Origin of the sequence: Provencibacterium massiliense (assembly GCF_900169495.1) — a bacterium.
Lineage (GTDB): Bacteria > Bacillota > Clostridia > Oscillospirales > Ruminococcaceae > Harryflintia > Harryflintia acetispora.
This window is the reverse complement of sequence record NZ_FWCH01000012.1, coordinates 454901-481398: the sequence shown is the minus strand read 5'-3', so window position 1 is coordinate 481398 and position 26498 is coordinate 454901. Positions and strand designations below refer to the sequence as shown.

At 52.4% G+C, this 26498-nt stretch carries 22 protein-coding genes, 1 pseudogene and 1 CRISPR repeat array (1 of these 24 cut by a window edge); of the genes and pseudogenes, 15 read left to right on the top strand and 8 right to left on the bottom strand.

Annotation, left to right across the window (positions count from 1 at the left end; translation table 11 throughout):
* Position 1: 1 nt before the first annotated feature.
* The 3 genes from B5477_RS07330 to alsK are packed head-to-tail and all read right to left on the bottom strand — an operon-like array spanning position 2 to position 2296.
* A complete protein-coding gene (locus B5477_RS07330; RefSeq protein ID WP_079699066.1) occupies positions 2-889 on the bottom strand; it encodes a carbohydrate ABC transporter permease in 888 nt (295 codons plus the stop codon).
* Positions 870-1331, bottom strand: coding sequence for a ribose 5-phosphate isomerase B (rpiB, locus tag B5477_RS07325; protein WP_079699065.1), 462 nt, complete (start codon positions 1329-1331; stop codon positions 870-872). Before rpiB ends, B5477_RS07330 begins: the two co-directional genes overlap by 20 nt.
* Complete coding sequence (gene alsK, locus B5477_RS07320; RefSeq protein WP_079699064.1) at positions 1328-2296, bottom strand: allose kinase; 969 nt, start codon at positions 2294-2296, stop codon at positions 1328-1330. The genes rpiB and alsK overlap by 4 nt, the downstream gene beginning before the upstream one ends.
* 269 nt (positions 2297-2565) lie before the next feature.
* Between alsK and B5477_RS07315 the strand changes: the two genes are divergently transcribed.
* Positions 2566-3540, top strand: a complete 975-nt coding sequence (locus B5477_RS07315; protein ID WP_079699063.1) for a LacI family DNA-binding transcriptional regulator — start codon at positions 2566-2568, stop codon at positions 3538-3540.
* 137 nt (positions 3541-3677) lie between these two features.
* On the opposite strand, the gene B5477_RS07310 is transcribed toward B5477_RS07315, so the two are convergent.
* The 5 genes from B5477_RS07310 to B5477_RS07285 all read right to left on the bottom strand — a co-directional run bounded on the left by B5477_RS07310 (position 3678) and on the right by B5477_RS07285 (position 7526).
* A complete protein-coding gene (locus B5477_RS07310) occupies positions 3678-5189 on the bottom strand; it encodes a recombinase family protein (RefSeq protein ID WP_007215987.1) in 1512 nt (503 codons plus the stop codon).
* Positions 5190-5279: 90 nt separating this feature from the next.
* Positions 5280-5495 (bottom strand): hypothetical protein, encoded by a 216-nt coding sequence (locus B5477_RS07305; protein WP_007215986.1) that lies wholly within the window; start codon positions 5493-5495, stop codon positions 5280-5282.
* Positions 5479-6423 (bottom strand): MobV family relaxase, encoded by a 945-nt coding sequence (mobV, locus tag B5477_RS07300; RefSeq protein ID WP_007215985.1) that lies wholly within the window; start codon positions 6421-6423, stop codon positions 5479-5481. The genes B5477_RS07305 and mobV overlap by 17 nt, the downstream gene beginning before the upstream one ends.
* Before the next feature lie 183 nt (positions 6424-6606).
* The gene (locus B5477_RS07290) at positions 6607-7002 is read right to left on the bottom strand and encodes a replication initiator protein A (protein WP_007215984.1); all 396 of its coding nucleotides are present in this window, start codon (positions 7000-7002) and stop codon (positions 6607-6609) included.
* A 110-nt stretch (positions 7003-7112) separates the two neighbouring features.
* The gene (locus B5477_RS07285; protein WP_007215983.1) at positions 7113-7526 is read right to left on the bottom strand and encodes a cysteine-rich VLP domain-containing protein; all 414 of its coding nucleotides are present in this window, start codon (positions 7524-7526) and stop codon (positions 7113-7115) included.
* Between the two features lie 470 nt (positions 7527-7996).
* On the opposite strand from B5477_RS07285, the gene B5477_RS07280 reads away from it, so the two are divergent.
* From B5477_RS07280 to cas2, 14 genes and pseudogenes are all read left to right on the top strand, one after another.
* A complete protein-coding gene (locus B5477_RS07280) occupies positions 7997-8797 on the top strand; it encodes a helix-turn-helix domain-containing protein (RefSeq protein ID WP_007834095.1) in 801 nt (266 codons plus the stop codon).
* A 261-nt stretch (positions 8798-9058) separates the two neighbouring features.
* Positions 9059-9604: a P-loop nucleotide/nucleoside kinase family protein gene (locus B5477_RS07270; protein WP_007215980.1), complete on the top strand. Its 546-nt coding sequence runs from the start codon at positions 9059-9061 to the stop codon at positions 9602-9604.
* Between the two features lie 63 nt (positions 9605-9667).
* A complete protein-coding gene (locus tag B5477_RS07265) occupies positions 9668-10432 on the top strand; it encodes a class I SAM-dependent methyltransferase (protein WP_230197147.1) in 765 nt (254 codons plus the stop codon).
* Positions 10429-10668 (top strand): aspartate/glutamate racemase family protein, encoded by a 240-nt coding sequence (locus B5477_RS15450; protein WP_071585656.1) that lies wholly within the window; start codon positions 10429-10431, stop codon positions 10666-10668. Before B5477_RS07265 ends, B5477_RS15450 begins: the two co-directional genes overlap by 4 nt.
* 156 nt (positions 10669-10824) lie before the next feature.
* Entirely contained in the window at positions 10825-11691 is an 867-nt protein-coding gene (locus B5477_RS07255; RefSeq protein WP_001255868.1) for an aminoglycoside 6-adenylyltransferase AadE, read from the top strand.
* Positions 11692-12492: 801 nt separating this feature from the next.
* Positions 12493-13158: pseudogene (locus B5477_RS07240) on the top strand (recombinase family protein).
* A complete protein-coding gene (locus tag B5477_RS07235) occupies positions 13110-13436 on the top strand; it encodes a hypothetical protein (protein WP_181966671.1) in 327 nt (108 codons plus the stop codon). The pseudogene B5477_RS07240 and the gene B5477_RS07235 overlap by 49 nt, the downstream one beginning before the upstream one ends.
* 154 nt (positions 13437-13590) lie before the next feature.
* Complete coding sequence (locus B5477_RS07230; protein WP_079699061.1) at positions 13591-16032, top strand: CRISPR-associated helicase/endonuclease Cas3; 2442 nt, start codon at positions 13591-13593, stop codon at positions 16030-16032.
* Between the two features lies 1 nt (position 16033).
* Positions 16034-16762, top strand: a complete 729-nt coding sequence (cas5c, locus tag B5477_RS07225) for a type I-C CRISPR-associated protein Cas5c (protein WP_079699060.1) — start codon at positions 16034-16036, stop codon at positions 16760-16762.
* Positions 16763-18589, top strand: coding sequence for a type I-C CRISPR-associated protein Cas8c/Csd1 (gene cas8c / locus B5477_RS07220; RefSeq protein ID WP_079699059.1), 1827 nt, complete (start codon positions 16763-16765; stop codon positions 18587-18589).
* Entirely contained in the window at positions 18573-19418 is an 846-nt protein-coding gene (gene cas7c, locus B5477_RS07215; RefSeq protein WP_079699058.1) for a type I-C CRISPR-associated protein Cas7/Csd2, read from the top strand. The genes cas8c and cas7c overlap by 17 nt, the downstream gene beginning before the upstream one ends.
* Complete coding sequence (gene cas4 / locus B5477_RS07210; protein ID WP_079699057.1) at positions 19408-20070, top strand: CRISPR-associated protein Cas4; 663 nt, start codon at positions 19408-19410, stop codon at positions 20068-20070. The genes cas7c and cas4 overlap by 11 nt, the downstream gene beginning before the upstream one ends.
* Positions 20067-21098, top strand: coding sequence for a type I-C CRISPR-associated endonuclease Cas1c (gene cas1c / locus B5477_RS07205; protein ID WP_079699056.1), 1032 nt, complete (start codon positions 20067-20069; stop codon positions 21096-21098). The genes cas4 and cas1c overlap by 4 nt, the downstream gene beginning before the upstream one ends.
* Before the next feature lie 12 nt (positions 21099-21110).
* Positions 21111-21401, top strand: a complete 291-nt coding sequence (gene cas2 / locus B5477_RS07200; RefSeq protein WP_079699055.1) for a CRISPR-associated endonuclease Cas2 — start codon at positions 21111-21113, stop codon at positions 21399-21401.
* A 182-nt stretch (positions 21402-21583) separates the two neighbouring features.
* Positions 21584-26498: direct repeats of the CRISPR family, unit length 33 nt; unit sequence GTCGCACCCCTCACGGGGTGCGTGGATAGAAAT (it continues 9 nt past the right edge of the window).

Sequence of the window (26498 nt, the reverse complement as noted above, 5' to 3'; positions counted from 1 at the left end):
TTCACTCCCCCTTTCCCGACTGCCCCTTGCGGCGCATGAGCCTCATCACGAGCATAAAAACCATGTTGGTCAGCAACACGAGCACCCAGCCCATCGCTGTCATATAGCCGATGTTGAAGGTCCTGAAATGGGCGTTATAGGCGTAAATCGTGATGTTTTCTGTTGCACTGCCGGGCCCGCCACTGGTGAGGATATAGATGGTGTCAAAGATTTTGATCGCATCGATCAGCCGCAGCAGGAGGATGGAGGACAGATAAGGGCTCAATAGCGGCAGAACGATGTAATGCAGCATTTGCCATCCGCCTGCACCGTCTACACGCGCCGCCTCTCGGACGCTCATTTCCTGCGACTCCAGGGCAGTGTAAAGATAAAGCGCCACAAAGGGCATCCACTGCCAGACATCCACCATGACGATGGAGAAGACCGCCGTCAGGGGACCGCCCAGCCACATTACCCTGGGCAGACCGAGCGCCTCGAGAAAATAATTGACTGGACCGCTGTTGAAATCGAGCATAATACGCCAGATGTGGGCCATCCCAATTGGGGTGAGCAAGATGGGAATGCTCACCAGCACCCGACTGACCATCGAGAACCGCCCCCGCAAACTGTGCAGCAGTAGCGCGAGTATGGTGCCCAAAACCATCTGAAAAAAGACCGAGAGCAGAATGTAGCACAGGGTCATGAGCAGTGCGTGGTGGAACCGCTCGTCTTTGACGAGCTGGATCAGGTTTTGCAGCCCGACCCACTGGATTCCTCCCGAGCCCGCCTGCCAGCGGCAAAACACCAAGTAGAGGGAAAAAAAGAGCGGAAAGATGCTCAGCAGCACCAGATATCCAAGCCCCGGCAACAAAAACAGGAGCTTGCTTTTCCTATCTTTGGTTCGGCTCATCACGCTTCCCCCTTTCCAAGAGATCCATCATCTCAAGTCTTGCCGCATGCCGCCCTCCCTCGAAGGGAGTACTCAGCCAAACATCTGCGATCATAAACGCCAACTCGCTCCCCACCACCCGTGCGCCCAATGCCAGAATGTTACTGTCGTTGTGGCAGCGGGAAAGCTTGGCCGAATAAGGCTCCGAACAGACCACGCAGCGTATGCCCTGAAAGCGGTTCGCGCAGATCGAAACTCCGATCCCGGTTCCGCAGAAAAGCATACCTCGCGCATATTCTCCCTGGCTGACCGCACGGGCCACCCGGGCCGCGTAAACGGGATAATCCACTCGATCGGTCGTATCGCAGCCAAGGTCCACATAGGGTATCCCCTTATCCTGAAGATGCTGCTTCATCTGCTCTTTGAGTGGATAACCGACGTGGTCGCTTCCCAGTACAATCATATGCTCATCCTCCTTTCCTCCTTAATGCATACACCGGTTTTGAGCCCTTCGAGCGCTGAATAGGCGGCCCCCAAAATCCCGTTCCGTGGGTCGGCGTCCGAAAGCAGAATTTCCACGTCCTCCCCGGGATAGGGCTTACGGGTATGGGACCGGATATCCTCAAGAAATTGCTCCAGAGGAAATCCCTTCATGCTCAGCACTCCCCCGCCCAAAATCACATAATCGGGATCGAAAATGTTGATCTCCGCCACCACCGGGATAGACAGGTCCCGTACGAATTCTTCCAGTATCGGCTGTTCACCGTAACGGAGGAACAGCTCGTCGATCTCGGTTTGAGGAAAGTTTACCCTTGCGATCTCCTCCAGCCTGCGCCCCGCCGCATACCGCTCCACACATCCGACATTTCCACAGTTGCACAGTGCCTTCCTTCCGGGAAGCTGGAAGTGTCCAAGCTCTCCGGCCGCCCCGTGCTTCCCTCTCCAAAACGAGCCCCCCAAGCGGATAGAATTCCCTATCCCGCTGCCGACAAAAATTCCGACCACGGACTTTTCTCTCCCGATCCCCCGCGCTACAATTTCGTAAAGCAGCAGGTGATTGACATCCTTATCAATGAACACCGGGACTCCCAGCCTTTTCCGTAGGATAGAAACGATCGGTAGCCCATCGAAGCCTTCCAGATTCGGCGTCGAATAAAGGGTCTGCCTGTCCCGGCTGATCGCGGAAGGAAACCCGATCGAAACCGCGCGCGGAAACTGGAAATGCTCCTGTATCAGGTAGTCCGAGATGTATTGCACGAGCAAATCAACCGAATTTTCCCGATGGGAAATTTTAAAGCTCCGGTCGGTATGGTGATGTAGGAGCTTACCTCCGTCATCTACAGCGCCGATCCGAAAATTGGTGCCGCCGATGTCGATCCCGATCACGTAGCTCTCCCTCATGTCAAAGCCGCTCTCTTGTGTGCGCACAGCGCCACCTCCCGAAAATTATCATTAGGAGAATCGTTTCACCAAATAGATTAAAAAAGAACCGCAGTGGCGGTGAATCGTTTTTCTACATACAGAATACTTCTTCTTTACCAGAAAGTCAATAGAATATTTAAAAAATTTGTCGATTATTTTGTTTTCGTCTTTCTCAAGGAAAAACAAGTTGCTTCTCTCAGAAGAACCGTTTATACTAATATCAACATCTCCCCGGCCATTCGAGGGCCGTGCTGTGACAGAAAGGTGGACTGTGGATGGCCACAATCAAGGACATTGCGCAATATGCCAATGTCGCGCCCAGTACCGTTTCCTATGTGCTGAACAATACCAAGAATGTTACCCCCGAGACTCGAGAGAGGGTTCTTAGAGCTGCCAGGCATTTTGACTATCATCCCAATCAGCTGGCCCGCAGCCTTAAAACGAGGCGTTCCCACACCATCGGGATTATCGTGCCGGACATTGCCAACGCCTTTTTTACCGAAATCGTACAAGGAATCGAGGAGACCGCGAGCCGGGAAGAATACAGCCTCATCCTCTGCTCTTCCAGCGAAAGCCAGGAAAAAGAGGAGCGCTGCCTGCAAACTCTGCTTAGCCGCGAGGTGGACGGATTGATCATCCTAGGAACTGGGAAAAAGCTCACCTACCAGTCTATCGCCGTGCCCACCATCACGGTAGACCGCAACCTCGACACCCAATATGGTTCGGTGACGGTGGACAATGTCAAGGGTGGCTTTATAGCCACGGATTATCTTTTGCAGAAATATTCGGGCGAGGTGCTGATGCTCACTTCCGATCTACTGACCAATACCTATCAGGAACGCTTTGAGGGCTACCGTCAAGCCCTCCAGAAACGGAGCCTGCCGTTTCGGGAGAAGCTCATCCTGCACTGCCCCGTTAGTTATGCGGGCGGCATGGACGCTGTAGGAGCCGCGCTGGGGAAGGGTCTTTCTTTCGGTAGTGTATTCGCCGCCAACGACCTGATCGCGCTTGGTGCGATCAAAGCCCTCCTGCTTAAGGGATTACGCGTCCCCACCGACATTGCGGTTGTAGGGTACGACGACATTCCCGCAGCGGAATTCACCTCCCCCTCCCTTACCACCATCCGGCAGCCACAAAAAGAAATGGGGCACTTGGCGGCAAAAATTCTGATCGAAAAAATCACAGAAAAGTCGAACCAACCCCGACACATTGTTTTGGATCCTACCCTTGTTGTCCGGGAGTCAGCATAAATTATACTTTCATTTAGAGAGATGAATGTCTTTATCTTCGGCAGAAATTTTCATCTCATGAGTGATTTAGTGTCATGAAAAGTACAGTTTACAAGGGACTACACAGGGTAACGGTCTGACGGGAGGATTACCGCCCGTCAGATTTTCCATGTAATGTTCAAGCTGTCGCTTGTGGCGGCAACGGTGGTAATCATCAAATCCACCACCCGCCGCTTGTCGTCAAAGGATACATCGTCCCATGTGTCGAGGTAGCCGGAAATCTGGTTGACCTGTCCCGGGCTGATGGTTTCCACCGTCAGCTCGGCTATCTGCTTCACAAGTTCCTGCTTGCGCCCGTCCAGTTCCGCTATCTTCACATTCACATAGGAGAGCAGGACATTGTTCGCGCCCGTCAGACTGTCCACCAGCTTTTCAATCTCGCTGTCCACATGGAGAAGCTCTACTTGCAGGGCGGCGATTTTGGGATTGGCCTTTGCCGCTTTCTTCCTGCCCGTCAGCGTCTTGTGCTTTTCCAGCTTCTTCACCATCTGCTGGTAAACCACCGCTTCCAGTTCGGAAGTGATGATTTTCCCACAGCCCGGACAGCTTTTATTGTCCAGCCGTTTCGTACAGCGGAGATATTGCCTGCCGGACGGATTGAAGATACTCATAAGCGCATATCCGCAGTTCCCGCACTTGATTTTCCCCGCCAGCCATGTGTGGGTGGCTTTTCGGGCGGACTGGATTTTCATGTTGTTCATCAGCTTCTTGCGGCAAGCCAGCCATATATCCGCCGGAACAATGCCCTCATGGGGAGCCAGCACCAGCATTTGGTCTTTCAAGTCGTTTTTCTTGCTGGGCTTCACATCCCGCCCCTGATACAGATAACAGCCGTTTGTCCCCGTAAAGTCGGCGGCGTCATTGACGATAACCGTACCCTGGCTTTTGAAAAATTCGTACACATCCAAGTCCGCCTGCACATAGACGGGATTGCGTAACATCTGCGCCAGTGTGGGGCGTATCAGTTCCTTGCCGTAGAACAAAATCCCCTGTTCGGCAAAGTACCGGGTAATGTCCCCGTAAGAGGTTGTGGGCTGGGCGTACATCTCAAATATCAGCCGGATATTGGCCGCTTCGTCCGGGTTTACCACCAGCTTCTTTGTGTTGATACCGTCCATTTTGATAGGCTCGGTGTGGAAGCCGTAAGGGGCTTTCCCGCCCATCTTGAAGCCCCGCTGACTGCGGGAGTAGTAAGCGTCTGTCACCCGCTTCTGTATCGTTTCCCGTTCAAGCTGGGCGAACACGATACAGATATTCAGCATAGCCCGCCCCATCGGGGTGGAGGTATCAAACTTCTCCGTAGAGGACACAAACTCCACATCGTACTGCTGGAACAGTTCCATCATGTTGGCAAAGTCCAGAATGGAACGGCTGATACGGTCAAGTTTGTAAACAATGACCTTTGCAATCAAGCCCCGCTTAATATCCCGCACCAGTTCCTGAAACTTCGGGCGGTCTGTGTTCTTGCCGCTGTACCCTTTGTCTGTGTATTCCTTACAGTTCCCGCCTTTCAATTCGTATTTGCAAAACTCAATCTGGCTTTCAATGGAAATGCTGTCCTTTTTGTCTACCGATTGCCTTGCATAGATCGCGTCTATCCTGTTATTCATTTTGTCGCTCCTTTTCTTAAAAAGAAACGGAGCTGCTGACAGTTCTATTATACCGCCAGCAGCCCCGCAAATCAACGATGGCTTCGGGATTTATGCCCCGGCTTCCTCTTTCTGCCGCTTATCGGCATATTTGCGGAACACCTCATAAAGCTGCTGCTCCAGTTCCCGGCGTTTGGTCGCTTCCTGCTCCGGCGTGAACACCGGGGAGAGGTTTTCCAGCGTGATTTCCTTTCCCTGAAAAGTCACGACTTCTGTTTCCTTTTTGTATCTGATATTGTTACTTATAAAATCACCTTTCCTTTCCATACTGCCGCTGCTGCCGTTTCAGTTCCGCCAGTATATCCGGCGGGATACGGTCAACCAGCCTTTGCATATCGTGCAGTTCGCTTTCCAGCTTTGCCCGCTCCATGCGGTCTTTGATTTTGCCGCTCTCGCTGGCTCTGGCTCGTGCTTCCAGCTTCTCATTTTCTGCCAGCAGGTCATTGATTGTGACCTTGTACTTTTTCAACTGCCCGGAGAAATTCTCCATCTGCGGGAACCACTTTTTCAGCATGGAGAGGGCTTCCTCTTTTTTCTTTCCGGCGTTCAGCGGGTTAATGCCGTCCAGTGTGGCTTCAATGGCTCTTGCCTGCCGGGAGAGGGAAACCGCCTGTTTGAAAAGCCGGGTGGGGATATGCTTCCGGCCTGTCTTGCTGGCGCTTTCCCCACGCTCCAAGTCGGGATATTTCTCCACCATGTAGGCGTGAAAATCATCCTGCCACTTCGTCAGGTTTGCCCGGTTGCCGATAATCTCCTTAGCGCACAGGCGGTTGTCCTTTGTCAGCGGAACAAAGGTCAAATGCAGGTGGGGCGTTTTCTCGTCCATGTGTACCACCGCCGACACGATATTTTCCCGCCCTACCCGGTGGGTGAGGAAATCCGCCGCCCTCTGGAAAAACGCCTGTATCTCCTTTGGGGATTTCCCCTTGAAAAACTCCGGGCTGGCGGTTATCAGCGTATCGACAAACCGTGTGCTGTCCTTGCGGGTTCGGCACCCGGCCTGCTCAATCCGGCTCTGAATGAAGTGGTAATAGCGTCCCTCCGGCTTGACGATATGGAAGTTGTATTTGCTCCGGCTGGTGTCAATATCAGGGTTGCTGGCGTATTGGTCTTTCTGCCGTTCGTGATGGGCTTCCAGCGGCCTTGCCGGGTTGCCCTTGTGCTTCTCAAAACGCAAAATTGCGTGCTGTGCCATTCTGCTCCTTTCCCCATTCCTTTCCTATCCGGGGTTTTCCACAGGGAAAATCCCGCAGAAAATAGCTCGGATAGGATTGGAATGGATAGAATATAAATCAATCTTTTTAATCTTTGTATTTCTATATACCGTCCGGTTTTCGTACTTCTCAGGAGTGATTTCCGTACTTCATGGGTACGGTTTTCAGCCCTCCGGCGTACCAGAACGGGATTTCTTGAAGTCGGTGTTCGGAACCGCTTCATAGGATTTTGGGAAAATGCGGTTGGGTTTTCCACAGCCCTGCTTCTGGATCTCCACCAGTCCGGCATATTGCAGTTCCCGCATGGTATTTACCGCTTTCTGCCGCCCACAGCGGAGCAGGTCAACTACCTCGCAGATGGGATAGTACAGGTAAATCCGCCCGTACTCGTCCGCCCACCCATTCTTGCGGGATAACTCTGTCCGGCGCAGGATAAAGGCGTACAACACCTTTGCCTCGTTGGACAGGGGCTTGAATGTAGGGGCTTCAAAGAGAAAATTCGGGAGCCGGGTGAAGCTGAACGCCTGTTCCGGCTGGTGAATGTAAATCGTGTTTGTCATATCGTGTTTTGTGGACGGTTAGAAGCCCGTTTTCCGGGGCGGGCGATACTTTATACCACCTGCCCCGGTTTGGGGCCTGCGAAGCCTTATAAATCAAGGCTTTTCCGCTCCTAACTGTCCACAGCAGACCTCCTTTTCCGTTCACTTTCTGTTTTCTGCCGCCTGTGAACTCTGGCGGCGCAGTCCGGGCAGTATTTAGCCCGGTTGGATTTGGGGACGAACACGCCGCCGCAAACCGCACAGCGTTTCATGTCCTTATCCCGGAAAATCTCCGCTTTCAGCGTCCCGTCCAGCGGCAAGACCGCCCAGCGGAACCACTTACAGCAGACCGAGAAAGAAACCGTCTGCGGGCAGGTGCAGGCGTCCCCATCGTCAAGGACAATGCAGTTGCCGTCCTCACAGCAACAGCACTCCCGGCGTATCAGGCTGGCCGCCTGTTTCTTCTGCGCCGGTGTCATGCGGTAAAGGGAACCGTCCGGCCTGCGTTCCAGCGGCGGCAAGTCTTTATAGGGGTTATCTCTCATGCGTTCCCTCCATTTTGCTTTCCATTGCCGTTCTCCCCGAAAAGGTTTCCTGCCTCGTCGTCGCAAGCTGCGTATCGCTCGTTTCGCCGCAAGCGGCAAAACTCACTCGCTCCGCTGCTCCTCCTCTCCCCACAAAGCCATGCGGCTTTGCGGGGGCCCCGACAATAGCGGCGTATTCCGGCGTTGGCACGCTCCCCGCAGCTTCGGGACGTTTTGTCCCGAAGTGACCTCTGGACAAAGTGTCCAAAAGTCCGGCTCCTGGCGGTGCTTCCCCAGCCGTGGTATTCTCTTTTCGGACGGTCATTCTGTTTTCAAGGTGCTGTCCATCGATGAACTACCCTAAGTCTACACGAAAAAAATGCAAATCCCGGCTTTTTGCGAGAATTGCATTTTGATGAAGTTTACACTTTGGAAATTGCATTTTTGCAATTATCTTGTATAATGGAAGTATGCGGAGGAGGTGCGTGTCTATGGCTTTACCCGGAACACCCGGACAGCGGATTTCCGATTTATGCAACGGGAACCACATCACACAAAAGGAACTTGCGGAGAAGATAGGCGTTTCCGCTTCCCAATTGAGCCGCATTGTCAGCGGCGAAACAAGAACGGTAAGCAGTGATATTCTCATAGGTGTGGCAAAGGAATTTAAGGTATCGACAGACTACATACTGGGCTTGTCTACCGTGAGCGTCCGTAAAAGTTACGATATTTCTGAATTAGGCTTGTCAGAGGGGGCCGTGAGGGGGCTTGTGACGGGTGCTGTTGATGTGCAAATCCTCAACCGTCTGTTGGAACACAGGAATTTTCCCAAGCTGATAGATTTGATACGGATTTATTTTCAGGATACGGCGGCAAAGGGCATAACAGCAAGAAACCAGCTTATCGAGATGGCAACGGCTTCCCTGTCCGACCTGATGAAAGAACACCCGGAACACCGGGCAGAAGCGAAGCAGGATTTACAGCTTTTGAACGCCCAAAAGATGGGGGAACATGAAGCGGAGATTGAAAAAATCAAAAATGTGTTCCTGGCTATCCTGCGGGACATTAAGAAAGACATAGACAACGGGGAACAGCCGGGAGAAGCTGTGACCGCCGCTATGTTCCAAGCCATGCGGGACGCACTGGCGGAACAGAAACAAAAACCGCTTTCCATTGACGATGTAACGGCGATGATAGCCGGACAGATTGGACAGCTTGCGCCGATGGACGAGGAAACCGCCGACCTGTTTCAGCGGTTAGTAAAGAAAATGATTGAACAGGCAGAGAAATAAATGTAGGAGAATATTAGAAAATGGGAAAAAGCAACTCGTACTATATGCAGCTTCATGTAGAAGCACTGTTTACAATGAATGAAAAGAACGAACTTATGACTATAAGGGAACCATGGGACTCCACTTCACAGCCGGCTCCCCGCTTCTATTTGACAAGACCACTTTACGAAAAACCACATACTTATTTTCGTGCTGACGTACCGAAAGAATTATGATATAATGAGTTATCAACAAATCAAAATTTGTGGAGGTAAAATATAGATGAATCAAGGAAGAATTATTGTGATTACAGGCTCACCGGGGACAGGAAAAACAACAACTGCGTCAATTGTCGCAAAGGAATCAGATATGGATAAATCAGTGCATATGCACACCGATGACTTTTTTCATTACTTAAGCAAAGGCGCAATACCACCACATTTGCCAGAATCCAACGAGCAAAATCTGGTTGTCATTGAAGCCTTTTTAGAAGCTGCAAAGCGATATGCTCGTGGCGGATATGATGTAATTGTAGATGGGATTGTCGGGCCATGGTTTTTGGAGCCATGGAAAGCTCTTGTTCGGGAACATTATGAGGTGCATTATATTATTTTAAGGGCAAGTAAGGAAGAAACCTTAAAGCGGGCTGTTGAACGCTCAAAGTTAGACCGAAAAACAAATATCGAATTGGTAGAAACAATGTGGGAGCAATTTTGCAATCTGGGAATATATGAATCGAATGTTGTAGATACGACCAATTATTCCATTCAAGAAACTGTTTCCGCAGTACAAGAAAAAATCGCAAGTAGGGCAGCATTGTTGTCTTAGATTGTTTTGGTGCAATTCCCATTTATCGAGCAGATGAAGTTGGGGAGCCGCCTGGAGGCGGCGGTGCCGAAGGATAAAATAGGAGATGTTAAGGTTATGAATAATGAATACGATAATGAGAAGTTTTTTGAAGAATATGCAAAGATGTCCCGCAGTAAAGAGGGGTTAAAAGCTGCTGGTGAATGGCATCAATTAAAACCTTTGTTTCCTTCGTTAGAAGGAAAATCTGTTCTTGACTTGGGGTGCGGATATGGCTGGCACTGCAAGTTCGCAGAAGAACAAGGAGCTACAAAAATATTAGGGATCGATTTAAGTAAGAAAATGATTGAGGAAGCCCAAAAGCGCAATTCAGGAAATCAAATTGAATATCGTATTAGCGGATTAGAGGAATATGACTATCCAGAAAATGAATGGGATTGTGTTATATCTAATTTAGCTCTGCACTATATAGAGGACATAGTGGAAATATTTCAAAAAGTGTATAGGACATTAAAACCAGGTGGAATTTTTCTTTTTAATATCGAACACCCTGTTTTTACCGCAGGAGTTGGGCAGGATTGGATTTATACAGATGATGGGAAACCGCAATATTGGGCGATTGATAATTACTTTATAACAGGAGAACGAAATACACATTTTTTAGGATGTGATGTAGTAAAACAACATCACACACTTACACAGATTATAATGGGATTGCTGAACAATGGGTTTGAGCTTAAAGTTGTAGAGGAAGCAGAACCGCCTAAAGAGATGATGGATATTCCGGGTATGGAAGATGAACTTCGCCGCCCGATGATGTTACTTGTAAAGGCGATAGCGAAAAAATAATATCTCTATTAGGAAAACTGATATACCCCAATTTAGAGAATGGCATAGTAATTCCTAGTGATAAAGAGAAAATGATTGCACTGGCAAATAAATACATTGAAAAAGAAAATGTAGATGCACTCATTCTCGCCTGTACGGAGCTGCCACTTGCCATAAAGCCCGAAGATGTTAATGTGCCAATCGTGAATACAACCCAAGTACATATCAATGCAATTTACCAATATGCAATTCGATAAAAATAGCAAAGCCAGCCGAGCCAGTCAACGGTCAAGATGAACGGCGCATTTCATGCGCCGCCGTTGACAGCCCCGCCCGTCTTTGCTAAAGGGTAATCAAGGCGGGAAAGCCCTAAAATGGCTTCACACCTATTTCAATAATTGGAGGAGATAAAAATGAGATCAGAAAAGGAAGTTTATGATATTGTTTTGAATTTTGCAAAAACAGACAAACGCATTCGCATGGTTACTTTGGAAGGATCTAGAACAAATACAAATATTCCGCCTGATGATTTTCAGGATTTTGATATTACTTTTTTTGTTACGGATATGGACAGCTTCACAAGTGATGATAAATGGCTAGATATATTTGGTGAAAGGTTGATTCTGCAAAAGCCGGAAGATATGGAATTATTTCCAGCTGTAGAAAAGGGATTTTCATATTTAATGCTGTTTACTGATGATGTTAAGATAGATTTAACTTTGCTGCCGCTGGAACTGATAGACGAGTATTTTACATGGGATAAACTGGTAAAGTTACTGTTGGATAAAGACAACCGTATCGTAAAGCCGCCAATACCAACGGATATAGACTACCACTTGCAGAAGCCTACTCAAAGAATGTTTGACGATTGCTGTAATGAATTTTGGAATACTACAACATATGTAGTAAAGGGCTTATGCCGCAAAGAAATTCTTTTTGCTATTGACCATATGAATGATATAGTACGAAAAGAATTGCTTCGCATGATTTCCTGGCTGATTGGTATCAAACAGGGATTTCATTTCAGTTTGGGAAAAAACTATAAATTTATGAAGCAATATGTCCCAGAGGAATTGTGGGAACGACTTATGTCCACTTATAATATGGATTCCTATCCCCATATGTGGGAATCCTTTGAACAATGTATGGCATTGTTCCGGGAGGTTTCGTCAGAAGTGGCATGCCAGTTGGATTACCAGTATCCACTATATGATGAAAAAATCAGTAATTATGTGATTCGGCAAAAGAAAAAATATGGCATTGAAGATGATAACAAATAAAATTTTTTCAATCGAAAAAATTTATTTTGATTATTCAATTTTGAAAAACTGAATACCTCAAAATCAGAAAGAGCGCGGACAAGCACTTTGAGGGATTGGCCGCCTTGTCCACCCATCCAGCGGGGCGGCGGGCGGCGGTCAAGGCCGGGTGTAACCCCGTTCATTTCAGCCTTGACGGTTGCCCGCTGTCCTGCTACTTTTCCGGGAGTGTGGCCACAACTTCGGGACACTTTGTCCACAAGTCGGAGCGTAGGACGAGGGACGGGGGCTTTCATATACCTGCCGCCGTTCTCTGAAAACAGGCCGATTTTTTGCTCATTCCCATTCGCAAAAATTCAGCCTGTTTTCCTGCCGGAGCAAACGGGGCGCAAGAAGCACCGCACCCCGTTTCCCCCGTCAGCCACGCCAGCAGGTATAACACACTACACTTTGCAAGCAAAGTCGTGTGCCAAAGGGGGCACCCCTTTGGAAACCCCGGACAACAAAACAGGCGGTATGCTGCCCTCTCCGGGAGCATACCGCCGTTTGTTGTCAGCAGCCCGTTTCACGGTCTGCGTGTAGTTCCTTGTAAACTGACCTAAAGTTGTAAATAAAAATTTTTAAATTTAAGCTCATTTTAATAGTCTATTATGTAAAAAAAAACTTTTGGTCGCACCCCTCACGGGGTGCGACTGTTTTTCAACGGTATTTTTCCCCTTTAGTCGTCGAAAAGGGACTTTGGGCCAAAGGGCAGTTTGATTTTTCTCTCGATGAGATAAACAAAACTGGTATGCAGCCTCCCATATCATCCAGTTAACGCAGGTGAGCGCATTCAAGAAAAACGTCAAAAAGCAGGGGGTAGCCGCCTATTGTCAGGTTTCTACCGACCGGGACGATCAGGCAAATTCTCTGGAAAGTCAAAAACGTTATTTTACTCAGTATATTGAAAGTAACCCTTTGTGGGAACTCAGCGAAATCTATGTCGATGAGGGCATCACCGGTACCTCCACCAAGAAACGCGCCGCTTTCAACTGTATGATTGCGGATGCCTAAAATCACTGCTTTGAGCTGATCGTCACCAAGGAGATCAGCCGTTTTGCCTGCAACACGCTGGACAGCATTTTCTACACCCGGAAGCTCAAGGAGTTGGGAATCGGCGTGATCTTTCTCAACGACGGCGTTAACACCCTTGTCCCGGACGCAGAGCTTCGATTGACCATTCTCTTCTCCATTGCGCATGAGGAGAGCCGCAAGACCTCCGAACGAGTAAAATGGGGGCAAAAACGCAGGATGGAACAGGGCGTAGTTTTCGGGCGGGACCTTCTGGGCTACGATGTGCAAGGTGGGAAACTCCTGATCAACGAATCCGCCGCCGAAATTGTCCGGTCTGCGCTGCAGCTAGACGAAAAGAATCATGCCGCCAAAAAAATGAGGAGGGGTTGCTGCGCCTGGAGAAAAAGCGGCAGGAATTATTGGAGCTTTACCTAGAGCACAGCATCACCAAGGCCGAATTCCAACACACAGCCGCCAAATGCGACGGCGAGATGGCCCGGATACAGGAAGCGCAAAGGGATCAAACCGCACAATCTGATTTACCAGAAGTGCGGCTTAGGCAGGTGGAAGCGCTCATCGATGGGACCGAGTGGGACGACACCTTTTACCGGCATATCCTTGAGCGAATCACCATACACCCTGACAACACCCTCGAAATTTCCCTTATGCAGCTGTCCCAGAGCCTGTGCTACTCCTTCGGCCAATCGGATTGATTTGCGGCAATTTTGCCTCCACGAAAGGTACCGAGGCTGTAAAGTTGCACCTTGCTTGCCTCCCGCGGCCAAGCGTCCAAGCTGTTGACTTTTAATGAAAATTGTAATATTATTAAAATAATAACTATGCAAAATTAACCAAAACAAGAAAACCATGGTGGAAATTGTCGAAAAAAGCACAGAGAATCGGGAGGTGATTATAACGGAAGTATTCCCCGCTCATATTCTGATTGATAAAAGGAAAGGCGAACATATCCAGACCGTAGGCGAGCATTGCTGCAACGTCGCCCGGTACACGCGTGAAACCCTCATGCCGCTGGGTCTTCCCTCTACTGGCGAACTCGCCGGCCTCATCCACGATGCCGGTAAATTCTGCCGGGCATTCTCCGAATACATTTATCATGCCGTCCGGGGTGAACCGGTGCGCCGGGGAAGCGTCAACCACACGTTTGCCGGGGTGCGCCTGCTTCTTGAAAGGTACTTTGACCCGGCCGGCGACCCCTACCACAACATGACCTGTGAAATTCTCGCCTTTGCCGTGGGCTCCCACCACGGGCAGTTCGACTGCATCGATCCGGATGGAAAAGACGGATTCCTACATAGGCTAGAAAAGGAAGGGATTTCTTACCCGGAGTCAAAGGAAAACTTTCTTTTCCTATGCGCCGATACGCAGAAATTGGACAAGCTCTTCGAGCAGTCTGTGGAGGAAATTAAGCAGGCGGTCGCGATCTGCAAGACCGCCGCAAAATCCACGGAGGAGCTGCTATTCGTCCTTTCCCTGCTCAGCCGCTCAGTTCTTTCGGCCCTCATCGACGCCGACCGGCGGGACACGGCAGAGTTCATGCATGCAATGGATTTTCCTCAGCCCCCGCGCGATATGCGCCCGGTTTGGCAGAAAAGTCTTATGCGAGTGGAGAAAAAGCTGCTGGAGTTTGGCAACGAAAAGCCGATCGATCAGGCACGCCGCGTTATCTCGGATCAGTGCCGCGCCTTCGCAAAGCGGGAGGGCGGCGTTTACCGCCTTTGGGTTCCCACCGGCAGCGGAAAGACGCTTGCCGGCCTGCGCGCCGCGCTTGCCTTTGCCGCCGGGCACGACAGCACACGCCTTTTCTTCGTCATTCCCCTTCTGGGTGTGTTGGAGCAAAACGCCAAGGTCATCCGGGAGTATCTGCAGGACGACAGCCTGATTTTGGAGCACCACTCCAATGTATTGCGCATCAAAAATGATAGAGACGAGCTGGACGAAAATGAGTTGCTGTGTGAAAACTGGCGCTCGCCGGTGGTCATCACCACCCTGGTGCAGTTCCTGAACACCCTGTTTGACGGCGGCACCTCCAGTATCCGCCGCATGAACGCGCTGGCCGGCAGCGTAATCATTCTGGACGAGGTCCAGTCCGTCCCGCGGCGCATGCTCTCCCTGTTTAACCTCGCACTCAATTTTCTCTCCAAGGTTTGCGGTGCCACGGTGATCCTCTGCTCGGCCACCCAGCCCTGCCTGGAAGAGGTTCGCCATCCGGTTTCCCTGGCCGCCAACCCCGACCTGGTTCCCTATGATCCGGCGCTTTGGCAGCCCTTTTTGCGCACCGAGATCATCGACCGGTGCAAACCGGACGGGTATACGGTGGGGGAGCTGGCCGATTTCGCACTCGAAGAACTCGACCGCTTTGGAAGCGTTTTGATCATCTGCAACAAGAAGGAGCAGGCCCGGGCTCTCTATCAGGAGCTACACACCGCTGACGCAAAGGTTTTCCATCTGTCCACCGCCATGTGCATGGCGCACCGGATCGACACCATGAAACAGATAAATGCTCTCCTTTCGGACAAGGCCAGGGTGATCTGCGTCGCGACCCAGCTGGTGGAGGCGGGGGTGGACTTCTCATTCGGCTGTGTCATGAGGGCCTGCGCCGGGATGGACAACATCATCCAGGCCGCCGGACGCTGCAACCGCCATGGGGAGGTTGGATGTATCTGTCCCGTTTATATCATCAACTTCCAGGGCGAAAAGCTGGGCTTTCTGCGGGAAATCGGGGAGTCCCAAACCGCTACCGCCGAACTGCTTTCCAGCTTTGCGAAAGACTGGGAAGCCTTTGACGGCAGCCTGCAGTCCGAACGTTCGATCCGGTATTACTACCGCCGCCTGTTCGATGCCATGCCCCGCCAGGCCCAGGACTACTCTGTTTCTGAATTGGGGAGCTCTCTTTATGAGATGCTCTCACACAACAGCGTCTTTCGGGCCAAAGGGCAGAATGCGGTTTTCCACACCATCTGTCAGGCCTTTCGCAGCGCGGGCGATTCTTTCCAGGTCTTCGATCAGGAGAATACCGACGTCCTCGTGCCCTACGGTGAGGGAAAAACGCTGATCGAGGAGCTCGGCTCCGAGCGGGCCCGGTATGATCTTTATTACCGCAAAGAGTTGCTGGAGCAGTCGAAGCCCTACTGTGCCGCACTCTTTCAGTATCAGCTCCGACAGCTCGAGGAGGGGCACGGCCTGGAACCGCTCTGCGGGGATGCGATCCTGTCGGTCCTGCCCGAATTTTACAACACGCACACGGGAATCGACTTTAGTGGCGGCAATCAATCTTTTTGGGAGGCGTGAGATGGAACACAAAAATATCGTGGAATTTGAAGTTTGGGGCGATTATGCCCTCTTCTCCGACCCGGTCATGCGCATCGGCGGAGAAAAATGTTCCCTGCAAATCCCCACCTATGAGGCGCTCAAGGGGATTGTTTCCTCGATCTATTGGAAGCCGACCTTCATTTGGGTGATCGATGCGGTGCGGGTGATGAATCCCATCCAAACCGAGGTCAAGGGGATCCGCCCCATCAAGTACGGTGGCGGAAACGATCTGTCCTATTATACCTATCTCAAGGACTGCCGCTACCGGGTGCGCGCGCATTTCGTCTGGAACGAAAACCGGCCCGAGCTGGAGGGGGACCGCAACGAAAACAAGCATCACAACATCGCCAAGCGCATGATTGAGCGGGGCGGCCGGCGGGATATTTTCCTGGGTGCCCGGGAATGTCAGGGCTATGTGGAGCCCTGCGTATTCGAGGAGGGGACAAGCTGCTACCAGGACATTCCCGAGTTGGCCTTCGGCCTCATGCCGCACGGCATCACCTATGCGGATGAGGCCTATTCCCCCGAGACGCAGGGAAATATGACGCTGCGCTACTGGTACCCGGTGATGCGCCAGGGACAAATCGATTTCATCCTCCCGCAGGACTGCCCCATCACCCGCGTGTCGCGACCGATGTCCATCAAGCCCTTCGGCCAAGAACAGCAGAACTTCACCGGACACTCGGAATTCATAGAGGAGGTGTTGTAAATGGGCCTGCTCCAGGCTGCCTTGCGCACCTACGAAAGCCAGGCGCACCTGGCCGGGGTCCCGGTGGAGGGCAAAGAGACCCTCACCCCGATCTCTCATACCATCCAAAAAGCACAAATTGAAATCATCATTGACGAGGACGGCAGCTTTCGGGAAGCAAAACCGGTTCCCAAAGCCCAGTCCCGCACCATCATCCCCGTGACCGAGGAATCCGCCGGACGCACCAGTGGAAAAGGACGCTCCCATCCCCTGTCCGATCAGCTGCAATATCTCTCGCCCATCAACGAGGATCATCACAAGGCGTATTTGGAGCTGCTGGAGCGCTGGGCCCAGTCTGAATATTCCCATCCCAAGGTGCGCGCGGTCCTGCGCTACATTCAGGGCGGCACCATCCTAAAGGATCTTTGCGCCGCGGGCGTCATTTCGCTCGAAGAAGACGGGACGCTCGCGGGCGGCAAGATCGAGGGAAGCGAGTACGAAAAGTGCTTGGTGCGCTGGCGGGTCATGCCGCCGCCCGAGCGGGGCTCCTCCGCCTGCTGGGAGGACCAGTCCCTCTTTGAAGCCTATATCTCTTTTTATCACAGCCTGCAAAGCGGGGAGGAACTGGAATACTGCGTGCTCTGCGGGGAGCGGGACATCCCCGCGCAGAGTCATCCCAAAGGGGTTGTCTCCGCAAATTTTGGGGCCAAGCTCATCTCCGCCAACGATGGCAGCGGCTTCACCTACCGCGGGCGCTTCGCCGATACCAGCCAGACCGGCTCGGTCGGCTATACCGCCTCGCAGAAGGCGCACAGCGCCCTGCGCTGGGTCGCGGCCAACCACGGAGTCGTGATGGGGGGCCGAACGTTTTTATGGTGGAACCCGGGCGGAAAACCCCTCCCCTCCCCGGATTTTCTGGGCATGGAATCCGAGTTGGAGCAGCAGACCACCTTCGTCGGGTATAAGCGACAGCTTCTTGATACCTTGAGCGGTTATCAGCTAAATCTAAAGGATCAGGACGATGTGATCGTTGCCGCCCTGGACGCGGCCACCACCGGGCGGCTCTCGGTGACCTATTACAACGAACTTCGGGCAAATGATTTTTTCCTGCGGCTGCAGCGATGGTATCTCAGCTGCTGCTGGGAGACCCGGTACAAGGGGATGTGGTCTCCGCCTCTCAAGCAGATTGTGCGCTGTGCCTATGGCACCCAGCGGGAAAATTTCATTGAGGTGGACGACCGGATCCTGCGCGAGCACATCCAACGGCTGCTGCACTGCATTCTGGACTGTCAAAAAATTCCCCATGACATGGTGCAGGCGCTGGTGAGCAAAGCGAGTTGCCCACTCGCCTATAAGCCCGGCAACCGGGAGCTGCTGCTTACGACTGCCTGCGCCATTGTAAGAAAATATGAAAACGAAAAGAGCGGCGAAAACAAAAAGGAGGTATGGACCTTGAATTTAGACGAAAACAATCATGACCGCAGCTATCTGTTTGGCCGGCTGTTGGCGGTGGCTGAGCAGGTCGAGCGCAGCACCTATTCTCTGGATGAGAAGCGCGAGCCCAACGCCATTCGGATGCAATCGGTCTTTTCGCAGCGGCCCCTGTACGCCTGGCGCATCCTAGAAGAGGCTCTGAATCCCTATTATCAACGTCTTGCCCCCGGGCTACGCTATTATTACAGAAATATCACCCAGGAAATCACAGAGAATCTGCTTGCCGGCGATTCCGATTTGGACAAAAAGTTGGACGATGTGTATCTGCTGGGATACTATCATCAACGCTCTGCCATGACGAAGAAGAAAGACAAAAACGTAACGGAGGATGAAAGCAATGAGTCTGCTAAGTAAAAAGATCGATTTTGTAGCCTTGGTAAGCGTCGATCGGGCCAATTCCAACGGAGATCCGCTCAATGGAAACCGTCCCCGTACCGATTACAACGGCTACGGCGAAATTTCCGACGTCTGTATCAAACGCAAAATCCGCAACCGGATGCAGGATCTGGGCGCCGACATCTTTGTACAGTCCGACGACCGGCGCAGTGATGAGTTCGGCAGCCTCAGTGAACGGGCCTCCGCTGCGCTTGGTAAAATCAAGGACCGGGAGGAGTACGCCCGGCTGGCCTGCGAAAAATGGCTGGACGTACGCAGCTTCGGCCAGGTGTTCGCCTTCAAGTCCACCGATAAAAATGGGGTCTCTGTCGGGGTGCGCGGCCCGGTGTCCGTCCATCAGGCGGTCAGCGTCTCGCCGGTGGAGATCGATTCCCTCCAGATCACCAAGAGTGTCAACGGCGAGCCCTCCGAGAAGCGCTCGTCCGACACGATGGGCATGAAGCATATGGTCCGCTTCGGACTTTATAAAATTAAGGGCGCCATCAATGTGCAGCTGGCGCAGAAGACCGGCTTTACCGAAGACGACGCCCTCCTCATCAAGGAGTGCCTGCGCACCCTGTTTGAAAACGACGCCTCTTCCGCGCGGCCCGAGGGCTCGATGGAGGTCTATAAGCTCTATTGGTGGGAGCATGACTGCTCCAGCGGGCAATACTCCTCCTCCAAGGTGCATAACCTGGTCAAGGTGAATCTAAAGGAAGGAATCAAGAGTCCTTCCAGTGTGGAGGATTATGAGATCACGCTGAAGGAGCTGCCCGGACTTCATTGTGAGGTCATCGATGGAATATGAGGAAGAGCAGTTCCTGCAGCTCTCCGGGCTTCAGCACTTTTACTTTTGCCGCAGACAATGGGCACTGATCCACATCGAGCACCAGTGGGCTGAAAACTTTCGCACGATGGACGGCGCACTTATGCACGAGCGCGCCCATGACAAGGAGCTCACCGAGAGCCGGGGCGATCGAATCGTCACGCGCGGGATGAACGTCTTTTCCCGCACGCTGGGGGTTTCGGGCGAATGCGACGTGCTGGAGTTCCATCGCGCCCCGTGCGGCATCCCGCTGCCGGGACGACAGGGACTCTGGCAGCCCTTCCCTGTCGAATACAAGCGCGGCAAACCGAACCCGCAAGCCGGCGACACGCTCCAGCTCTGCGCACAGGCGCTCTGCCTGGAGGAAATGCTCTGCTGTGAGATTGCACAGGGAGCTCTCTATTATGGGGAGCTCCGTCACCGACAGCCGGTTGATTTCACGCAGGAGCTGCGTCAAAGCGTGCGGGACTGCTTGCGGGAGATGCACGAGCTCTACCGCAGAGGGCACACGCCCAAGGTAAAGCCCACCAAGTCCTGCAACGCCTGCTCACTCAAGGAATTGTGCTTGCCGCAGCTGCTGCGCAGCCGTCCGGTCAGTGCCTACCTGCACGAGCATTTGGAGGAAGAGCCATGAGGCATCTGCTCAACACCCTATTTGTGACGACGGATAACGCCTATCTGTCGCTGGACGGAGAAAACGTCGTAGTCAACTGTGATAAACAGATTATCGGCCGTTTTCCGCTCCACACGCTGAGCGGGATCATTTCATTTTCCTATGCAGGCGCTTCTCCCGCGCTGATGGGGGCCTGCGCCGAACGGGAGGTGTCACTCGCCTTCTGCACCCCGCGCGGCAAATTTTTGGCACGCGCATGCGGCGAGAGCAATGGGAACATCCTGTTGCGGCGCACACAATATCGCGTCGCGGATGATCCCACACAGAGCTGCCGTGCCGCACGTGGGAGCATTTTCGGAAAGCTCTACAATGCGCGCTGGAGTATCGAACGCACCCGGCGGGATCACAAACTGCGCGTAGATGATGAAAAGCTCCAAGCGGCTTCTGAAAGGCTCAAAGGTCTTCTGCCAGCAGTCTCTGCCGAAACCTCGATGGAGTCCTTGCGGGGGTTGGAAGGTACTGGAGCAACCGTTTATTTCAGTGTATTGGATGATATGATCCTGAGCCGGAAGGAAGATTTTTATTTCCACGGCCGCAGCCGCCGTCCTCCACTCGACCGGATGAACGCCCTGCTCTCGTTTACTTATACTTTGCTGGCGCACGATTGTGCCAGCGCATTGGAGGCGGTGGGACTGGATTCCTATGCTGGCTTTCTCCATCGGGACCGGCCAGGGCGCGCCTCGTTGGCATTGGATCTGATGGAGGAGCTTCGTCCCTGTATGGCAGACCGTTTTGTGTTGACGCTGATTAACAACCGGATGATTTCCGGGAATGACTTCGAAATGCGGGAGAGCGGTTGTGTGCTGATGAGCGATGAAGCCCGACGCACATTGCTTAAAAACTGGCAACAGAAAAAGCAGGAAACAATTAAACATCCCTTTCTCGGAGAAAAAATCCCCTGGGGATTGGTGCCATATATTCAGGCTTTGCTGCTGTCTCGGTATTTGCGCGGCGATTTGGACGAGTATCCGCCATTTTTATGGAAATAAAGGGGTTTAACGATGTTGGTTCTCATCACCTATGATGTCAGCACCGAGGACGCAGCAGGCCGTAAACGCCTGCGTCAGATTGCCAAACAATGTGTCAATTATGGCCAACGTGTTCAGAATTCGGTATTCGAATGTCTATTGGATGCTGCGCAATGCCGCTTGCTCCAATCCAAACTTTGTTCTATTATAGATACAGAACGAGACAGTTTAAGGTTTTACTATCTCGGAAATAAGTATGATACTAAAATTGAGCATTTTGGCGCCGGCAAAAGCTATCAGCCCGAGGGCCCGCTGATCATCTGAGCTGTGCGAAGCATAAGCAAACACCTTTTCACTGATGTTTCGCACTTATCTTTTTTATTAAAAAGCTATATTTTAAGAAATTTTATCTGTTTTAATCGTTTAGATGGGCTATTTTATTTGATATTCCCATTGATATTTGACAAAAGTGGCAAAAGATTAAAGCTATATCTGTCATTTTTGCGGTCGCACCCCTCACGGGGTGCGTGGATAGAAATCGCCTCATCGGCAAATTGTTGGACCGACTGCAAGTCGCACCCCTCACGGGGTGCGTGGATAGAAATCCACACGCAAAATTGTAGGCAAACAGTATTGGCGTCGCACCCCTCACGGGGTGCGTGGATAGAAATATTTCGAGAAAACGCGCAAGCTGCCCGTGAGTGGTCGCACCCCTCACGGGGTGCGTGGATAGAAATCTACGGCGAGATGTTCGGGCACGACGACTGGTACGTCGCACCCCTCACGGGGTGCGTGGATAGAAATCGGCACCAGACCACCACGGGGGCGTTGGGGTTTTTGTCGCACCCCTCACGGGGTGCGTGGATAGAAATAAATAGGTGGTGGACTGCTTAATCTTATCCTTGGTCGCACCCCTCACGGGGTGCGTGGATAGAAATAAAATCTATTCGGATGGATAAGGCGGGTGAAACAGGTCGCACCCCTCACGGGGTGCGTGGATAGAAATCGACAACGATCTGCTGGTAATCCGAGCGAGCCAGGTCGCACCCCTCACGGGGTGCGTGGATAGAAATTTATTTGCTCCCCTCTGCATTTCCCCGGCTTGGGGTCGCACCCCTCACGGGGTGCGTGGATAGAAATGACTGCTTGATACCAATGGGGACGGGGACTCAGAGTCGCACCCCTCACGGGGTGCGTGGATAGAAATCCTGCTTGCGAAAAGGGTTAAAGCCTACTTCCAGGTCGCACCCCTCACGGGGTGCGTGGATAGAAATCTCTGTCCCGGATTGAGGGCAATCAGGAAGGGGCGTCGCACCCCTCACGGGGTGCGTGGATAGAAATTGCAATGCGCTTGAAAAGGCTGGCTATTATGTAGTCGCACCCCTCACGGGGTGCGTGGATAGAAATTTTGATTCTGATTGTTGGGCTTTCCTTGTGAAGCGTCGCACCCCTCACGGGGTGCGTGGATAGAAATTATCAATGACGCTTGACGAACTGAAACAAATGCTGGTCGCACCCCTCACGGGGTGCGTGGATAGAAATGCTAGTGTAGCTCAATTAAGGCAGAGCAGCCGCGTCGCACCCCTCACGGGGTGCGTGGATAGAAATGTCACGGAGATAACGGTGATTGCATAAGGAGGGAGTCGCACCCCTCACGGGGTGCGTGGATAGAAATATCATCATCCGATTGGACGGTGAAACTCCAAACCGTCGCACCCCTCACGGGGTGCGTGGATAGAAATGTAGAATTTGCTTTAAATGGCTTGAAACGGTTCCGTCGCACCCCTCACGGGGTGCGTGGATAGAAATGTGATTGGATGGAGCATTATAACCCGGCAGATTATGTCGCACCCCTCACGGGGTGCGTGGATAGAAATGGGATTATGACAGCTTAGAGGCTGCAATCGAAAGGTCGCACCCCTCACGGGGTGCGTGGATAGAAATCCGGATGATGAAAGCTATCAGCGTCAAAAAGCCAGGTCGCACCCCTCACGGGGTGCGTGGATAGAAATGCCCGATGGTATCACATGGACAGTAAGAACGGCAGCAGGTCGCACCCCTCACGGGGTGCGTGGATAGAAATCTTCGCTGCAAGAAGATTTACCCGAGGACGAAGAAGTCGCACCCCTCACGGGGTGCGTGGATAGAAATTCAAATGGCCTGCGCTACCCGGGAGACCCGGCATGTCGCACCCCTCACGGGGTGCGTGGATAGAAATATCGGCAACTTGTTTTTGGGTCAGGCCCATTTCGTCGCACCCCTCACGGGGTGCGTGGATAGAAATCGTCATGGACGAGGTAGAAAACGGGGCCAACCGGTCGCACCCCTCACGGGGTGCGTGGATAGAAATATAGGGAAAACAAGCACCGTGCCGATATGTATGAGTCGCACCCCTCACGGGGTGCGTGGATAGAAATTCCCTCCTGTATCCTTGATTTGTTGAAAATTACTGGTCGCACCCCTCACGGGGTGCGTGGATAGAAATCCGTCGCCAAGATCGGCAAGAGCCTGTTGATTTGTCGCACCCCTCACGGGGTGCGTGGATAGAAATCACAGGTCGGGCGGGGCGTAGTAGGCGGTGATCGCGTCGCACCCCTCACGGGGTGCGTGGATAGAAATGGGAGGTTCGGGACGCTAAATTAAAAACGCTTGATGTCGCACCCCTCACGGGGTGCGTGGATAGAAATGGTTAACAGAGCCAAAGCGGAGTATGTATACAGGTCGCACCCCTCACGGGGTGCGTGGATAGAAATCCAAAGTGTAGCCGCAGAGTATAGAGATAAAGAGTCGCACCCCTCACGGGGTGCGTGGATAGAAATATCCATGCACCAGCCCTTGTTATTCGAGACAATAGTCGCACCCCTCACGGGGTGCGTGGATAGAAATGCCATCTATTCCACCTCGAATGTCAAGCCTCTGTGTCGCACCCCTCACGGGGTGCGTGGATAGAAATTGTTATATTCCAGAGTGCTATCCTTAGCCGATCTTGTCGCACCCCTCACGGGGTGCGTGGATAGAAATGATCATATCTATAATGGGCTGGATTTTGGATTTGCGTCGCACCCCTCACGGGGTGCGTGGATAGAAATATCAAATAAGCCAAGAGATTTCAACCTTGCTTCTGTCGCACCCCTCACGGGGTGCGTGGATAGAAATGTTAAGGCGGAAGTGGATAAGACTTTCAAAGATAGCGTCGCACCCCTCACGGGGTGCGTGGATAGAAATAGGCGCACCCGAGGTCATCAAGATTTTGCCCCTGGTCGCACCCCTCACGGGGTGCGTGGATAGAAATACGAATGCGCTAGATTGCTAAACAAGTCCCCGCGTCGCACCCCTCACGGGGTGCGTGGATAGAAATATGAGCGAAGAATATATACGCCTTGCCGAAGATGTCGCACCCCTCACGGGGTGCGTGGATAGAAATACTCTTGGAATAATATTTTTAGCAACCGTTACCGTCGCACCCCTCACGGGGTGCGTGGATAGAAATATACAAAGAATCCATCATAGTGGAAAAAGCCCAGTCGCACCCCTCACGGGGTGCGTGGATAGAAATAAAGTGCATTGCCGAGCTACAGGAGAAGGTGACAGTCGCACCCCTCACGGGGTGCGTGGATAGAAATATGTCCGCCGCTGACAAGGCAAAGCTAGATACCATGTCGCACCCCTCACGGGGTGCGTGGATAGAAATATCCCGAGGGGGAAAAATGTATTGCTTCCGAACGTCGCACCCCTCACGGGGTGCGTGGATAGAAATACCATCACCGAGACGGATTATATCGAGGAAATAGGTCGCACCCCTCACGGGGTGCGTGGATAGAAATGCCCATCGATGTGTTTGTGATCGAATACCGCATGTCGCACCCCTCACGGGGTGCGTGGATAGAAATGAGATATGGCGGATAATGCTAACAAAATGGGCACGTCGCACCCCTCACGGGGTGCGTGGATAGAAATGCGATCAGCACCGGCGCTATATTGGTCGGATATAGTCGCACCCCTCACGGGGTGCGTGGATAGAAATTATTCGCACCCTGTCTCCCGGCGAAAATAATACGTCGCACCCCTCACGGGGTGCGTGGATAGAAATTCAGAACCAAATTTAACTGATTGGGAAAAGGTCGTCGCACCCCTCACGGGGTGCGTGGATAGAAATTGCGAGATTTTTGGTATCCCGCTGCGACTGGGCAGTCGCACCCCTCACGGGGTGCGTGGATAGAAATGGTCGTGGTTGCATAGCTATAATGATATACGCCATGTCGCACCCCTCACGGGGTGCGTGGATAGAAATATCCAGCGGCACAATTTCCAGACAAGGGAATCTGTCGCACCCCTCACGGGGTGCGTGGATAGAAATCTATATTCCAGTCCTTTTTACCCATTGTTAAAGGTCGCACCCCTCACGGGGTGCGTGGATAGAAATTGAAGCCGTCAAGCAGCATCTCCAGGCGAAGTGGTCGCACCCCTCACGGGGTGCGTGGATAGAAATTTCCAGAGGTGCTTACCAATGGTACCGCCGACAAGTCGCACCCCTCACGGGGTGCGTGGATAGAAATTGCCGATGGCGCGCGTGCTGGTAAACCATATACGTCGCACCCCTCACGGGGTGCGTGGATAGAAATCGTAAGTATGCCTGTGTGGAGGACTCCGTTGCAGGTCGCACCCCTCACGGGGTGCGTGGATAGAAATATGTTCGGTGCGTTGAATATGGAGAAGTTGGTAATGTCGCACCCCTCACGGGGTGCGTGGATAGAAATTTTTTCCTGCTTGAATAAAGCGGCTTGCCCTTCCGTCGCACCCCTCACGGGGTGCGTGGATAGAAATCTTAAAATAGGTGATATTTTACTACCGTTTGTGCGTCGCACCCCTCACGGGGTGCGTGGATAGAAATCGTCCAGAAACTCCGTGAAAACAACCAGACTATGTCGCACCCCTCACGGGGTGCGTGGATAGAAATATCAGTGGGAAGCCACTGATTAAGCCCCAAACTCGTCGCACCCCTCACGGGGTGCGTGGATAGAAATGCCAGGGAATAGGTGGCGAACAGGTAGCGGCGGGTCGCACCCCTCACGGGGTGCGTGGATAGAAATGCGGTGTAATTCCTTGGGACAAACGAAACGCGCGCCGTCGCACCCCTCACGGGGTGCGTGGATAGAAATCGTGAGGGTGTCCAGAAGGTCCTCGGGGTCTTTAAGTCGCACCCCTCACGGGGTGCGTGGATAGAAATCGCAAGGACGTCACCGATGACACCGTCGTGATCTTGTCGCACCCCTCACGGGGTGCGTGGATAGAAATCAAAGATGGGGGCGTAGCGCTTAAGAGCGCCCAGTCGCACCCCTCACGGGGTGCGTGGATAGAAATATCCCGCACGAGATCGGGAAAGACCGTAACAGGCGAGTCGCACCCCTCACGGGGTGCGTG

What these genes read in the sequence shown, in the direction of transcription:
- cas2 (WP_079699055.1), top strand. Translation starts at nt 21,111, where the DNA reads ATGTTGGTTCTCATCACCTATGATGTCAGCACCGAGGACGCAGCAGGC.
- B5477_RS07310 (WP_007215987.1), bottom strand. Translation starts at nt 5,189, where the DNA reads ATGAATAACAGGATAGACGCGATCTATGCAAGGCAATCGGTAGACAAA.
- B5477_RS07230 (WP_079699061.1), top strand. Translation starts at nt 13,591, where the DNA reads ATGGTGGAAATTGTCGAAAAAAGCACAGAGAATCGGGAGGTGATTATA.
- B5477_RS07330 (WP_079699066.1), bottom strand. Translation starts at nt 889, where the DNA reads ATGAGCCGAACCAAAGATAGGAAAAGCAAGCTCCTGTTTTTGTTGCCG.
- B5477_RS07290 (WP_007215984.1), bottom strand. Translation starts at nt 7,002, where the DNA reads ATGACAAACACGATTTACATTCACCAGCCGGAACAGGCGTTCAGCTTC.
- cas7c (WP_079699058.1), top strand. Translation starts at nt 18,573, where the DNA reads ATGAGTCTGCTAAGTAAAAAGATCGATTTTGTAGCCTTGGTAAGCGTC.
- cas4 (WP_079699057.1), top strand. Translation starts at nt 19,408, where the DNA reads ATGGAATATGAGGAAGAGCAGTTCCTGCAGCTCTCCGGGCTTCAGCAC.
- rpiB (WP_079699065.1), bottom strand. Translation starts at nt 1,331, where the DNA reads ATGATTGTACTGGGAAGCGACCACGTCGGTTATCCACTCAAAGAGCAG.
- B5477_RS07315 (WP_079699063.1), top strand. Translation starts at nt 2,566, where the DNA reads ATGGCCACAATCAAGGACATTGCGCAATATGCCAATGTCGCGCCCAGT.
- cas8c (WP_079699059.1), top strand. Translation starts at nt 16,763, where the DNA reads ATGGGCCTGCTCCAGGCTGCCTTGCGCACCTACGAAAGCCAGGCGCAC.
- B5477_RS07305 (WP_007215986.1), bottom strand. Translation starts at nt 5,495, where the DNA reads ATGGAAAGGAAAGGTGATTTTATAAGTAACAATATCAGATACAAAAAG.
- B5477_RS07255 (WP_001255868.1), top strand. Translation starts at nt 10,825, where the DNA reads ATGAGATCAGAAAAGGAAGTTTATGATATTGTTTTGAATTTTGCAAAA.
- cas1c (WP_079699056.1), top strand. Translation starts at nt 20,067, where the DNA reads ATGAGGCATCTGCTCAACACCCTATTTGTGACGACGGATAACGCCTAT.
- mobV (WP_007215985.1), bottom strand. Translation starts at nt 6,423, where the DNA reads ATGGCACAGCACGCAATTTTGCGTTTTGAGAAGCACAAGGGCAACCCG.
- cas5c (WP_079699060.1), top strand. Translation starts at nt 16,034, where the DNA reads ATGGAACACAAAAATATCGTGGAATTTGAAGTTTGGGGCGATTATGCC.
- B5477_RS07280 (WP_007834095.1), top strand. Translation starts at nt 7,997, where the DNA reads ATGGCTTTACCCGGAACACCCGGACAGCGGATTTCCGATTTATGCAAC.
- B5477_RS07285 (WP_007215983.1), bottom strand. Translation starts at nt 7,526, where the DNA reads ATGAGAGATAACCCCTATAAAGACTTGCCGCCGCTGGAACGCAGGCCG.
- B5477_RS07270 (WP_007215980.1), top strand. Translation starts at nt 9,059, where the DNA reads ATGAATCAAGGAAGAATTATTGTGATTACAGGCTCACCGGGGACAGGA.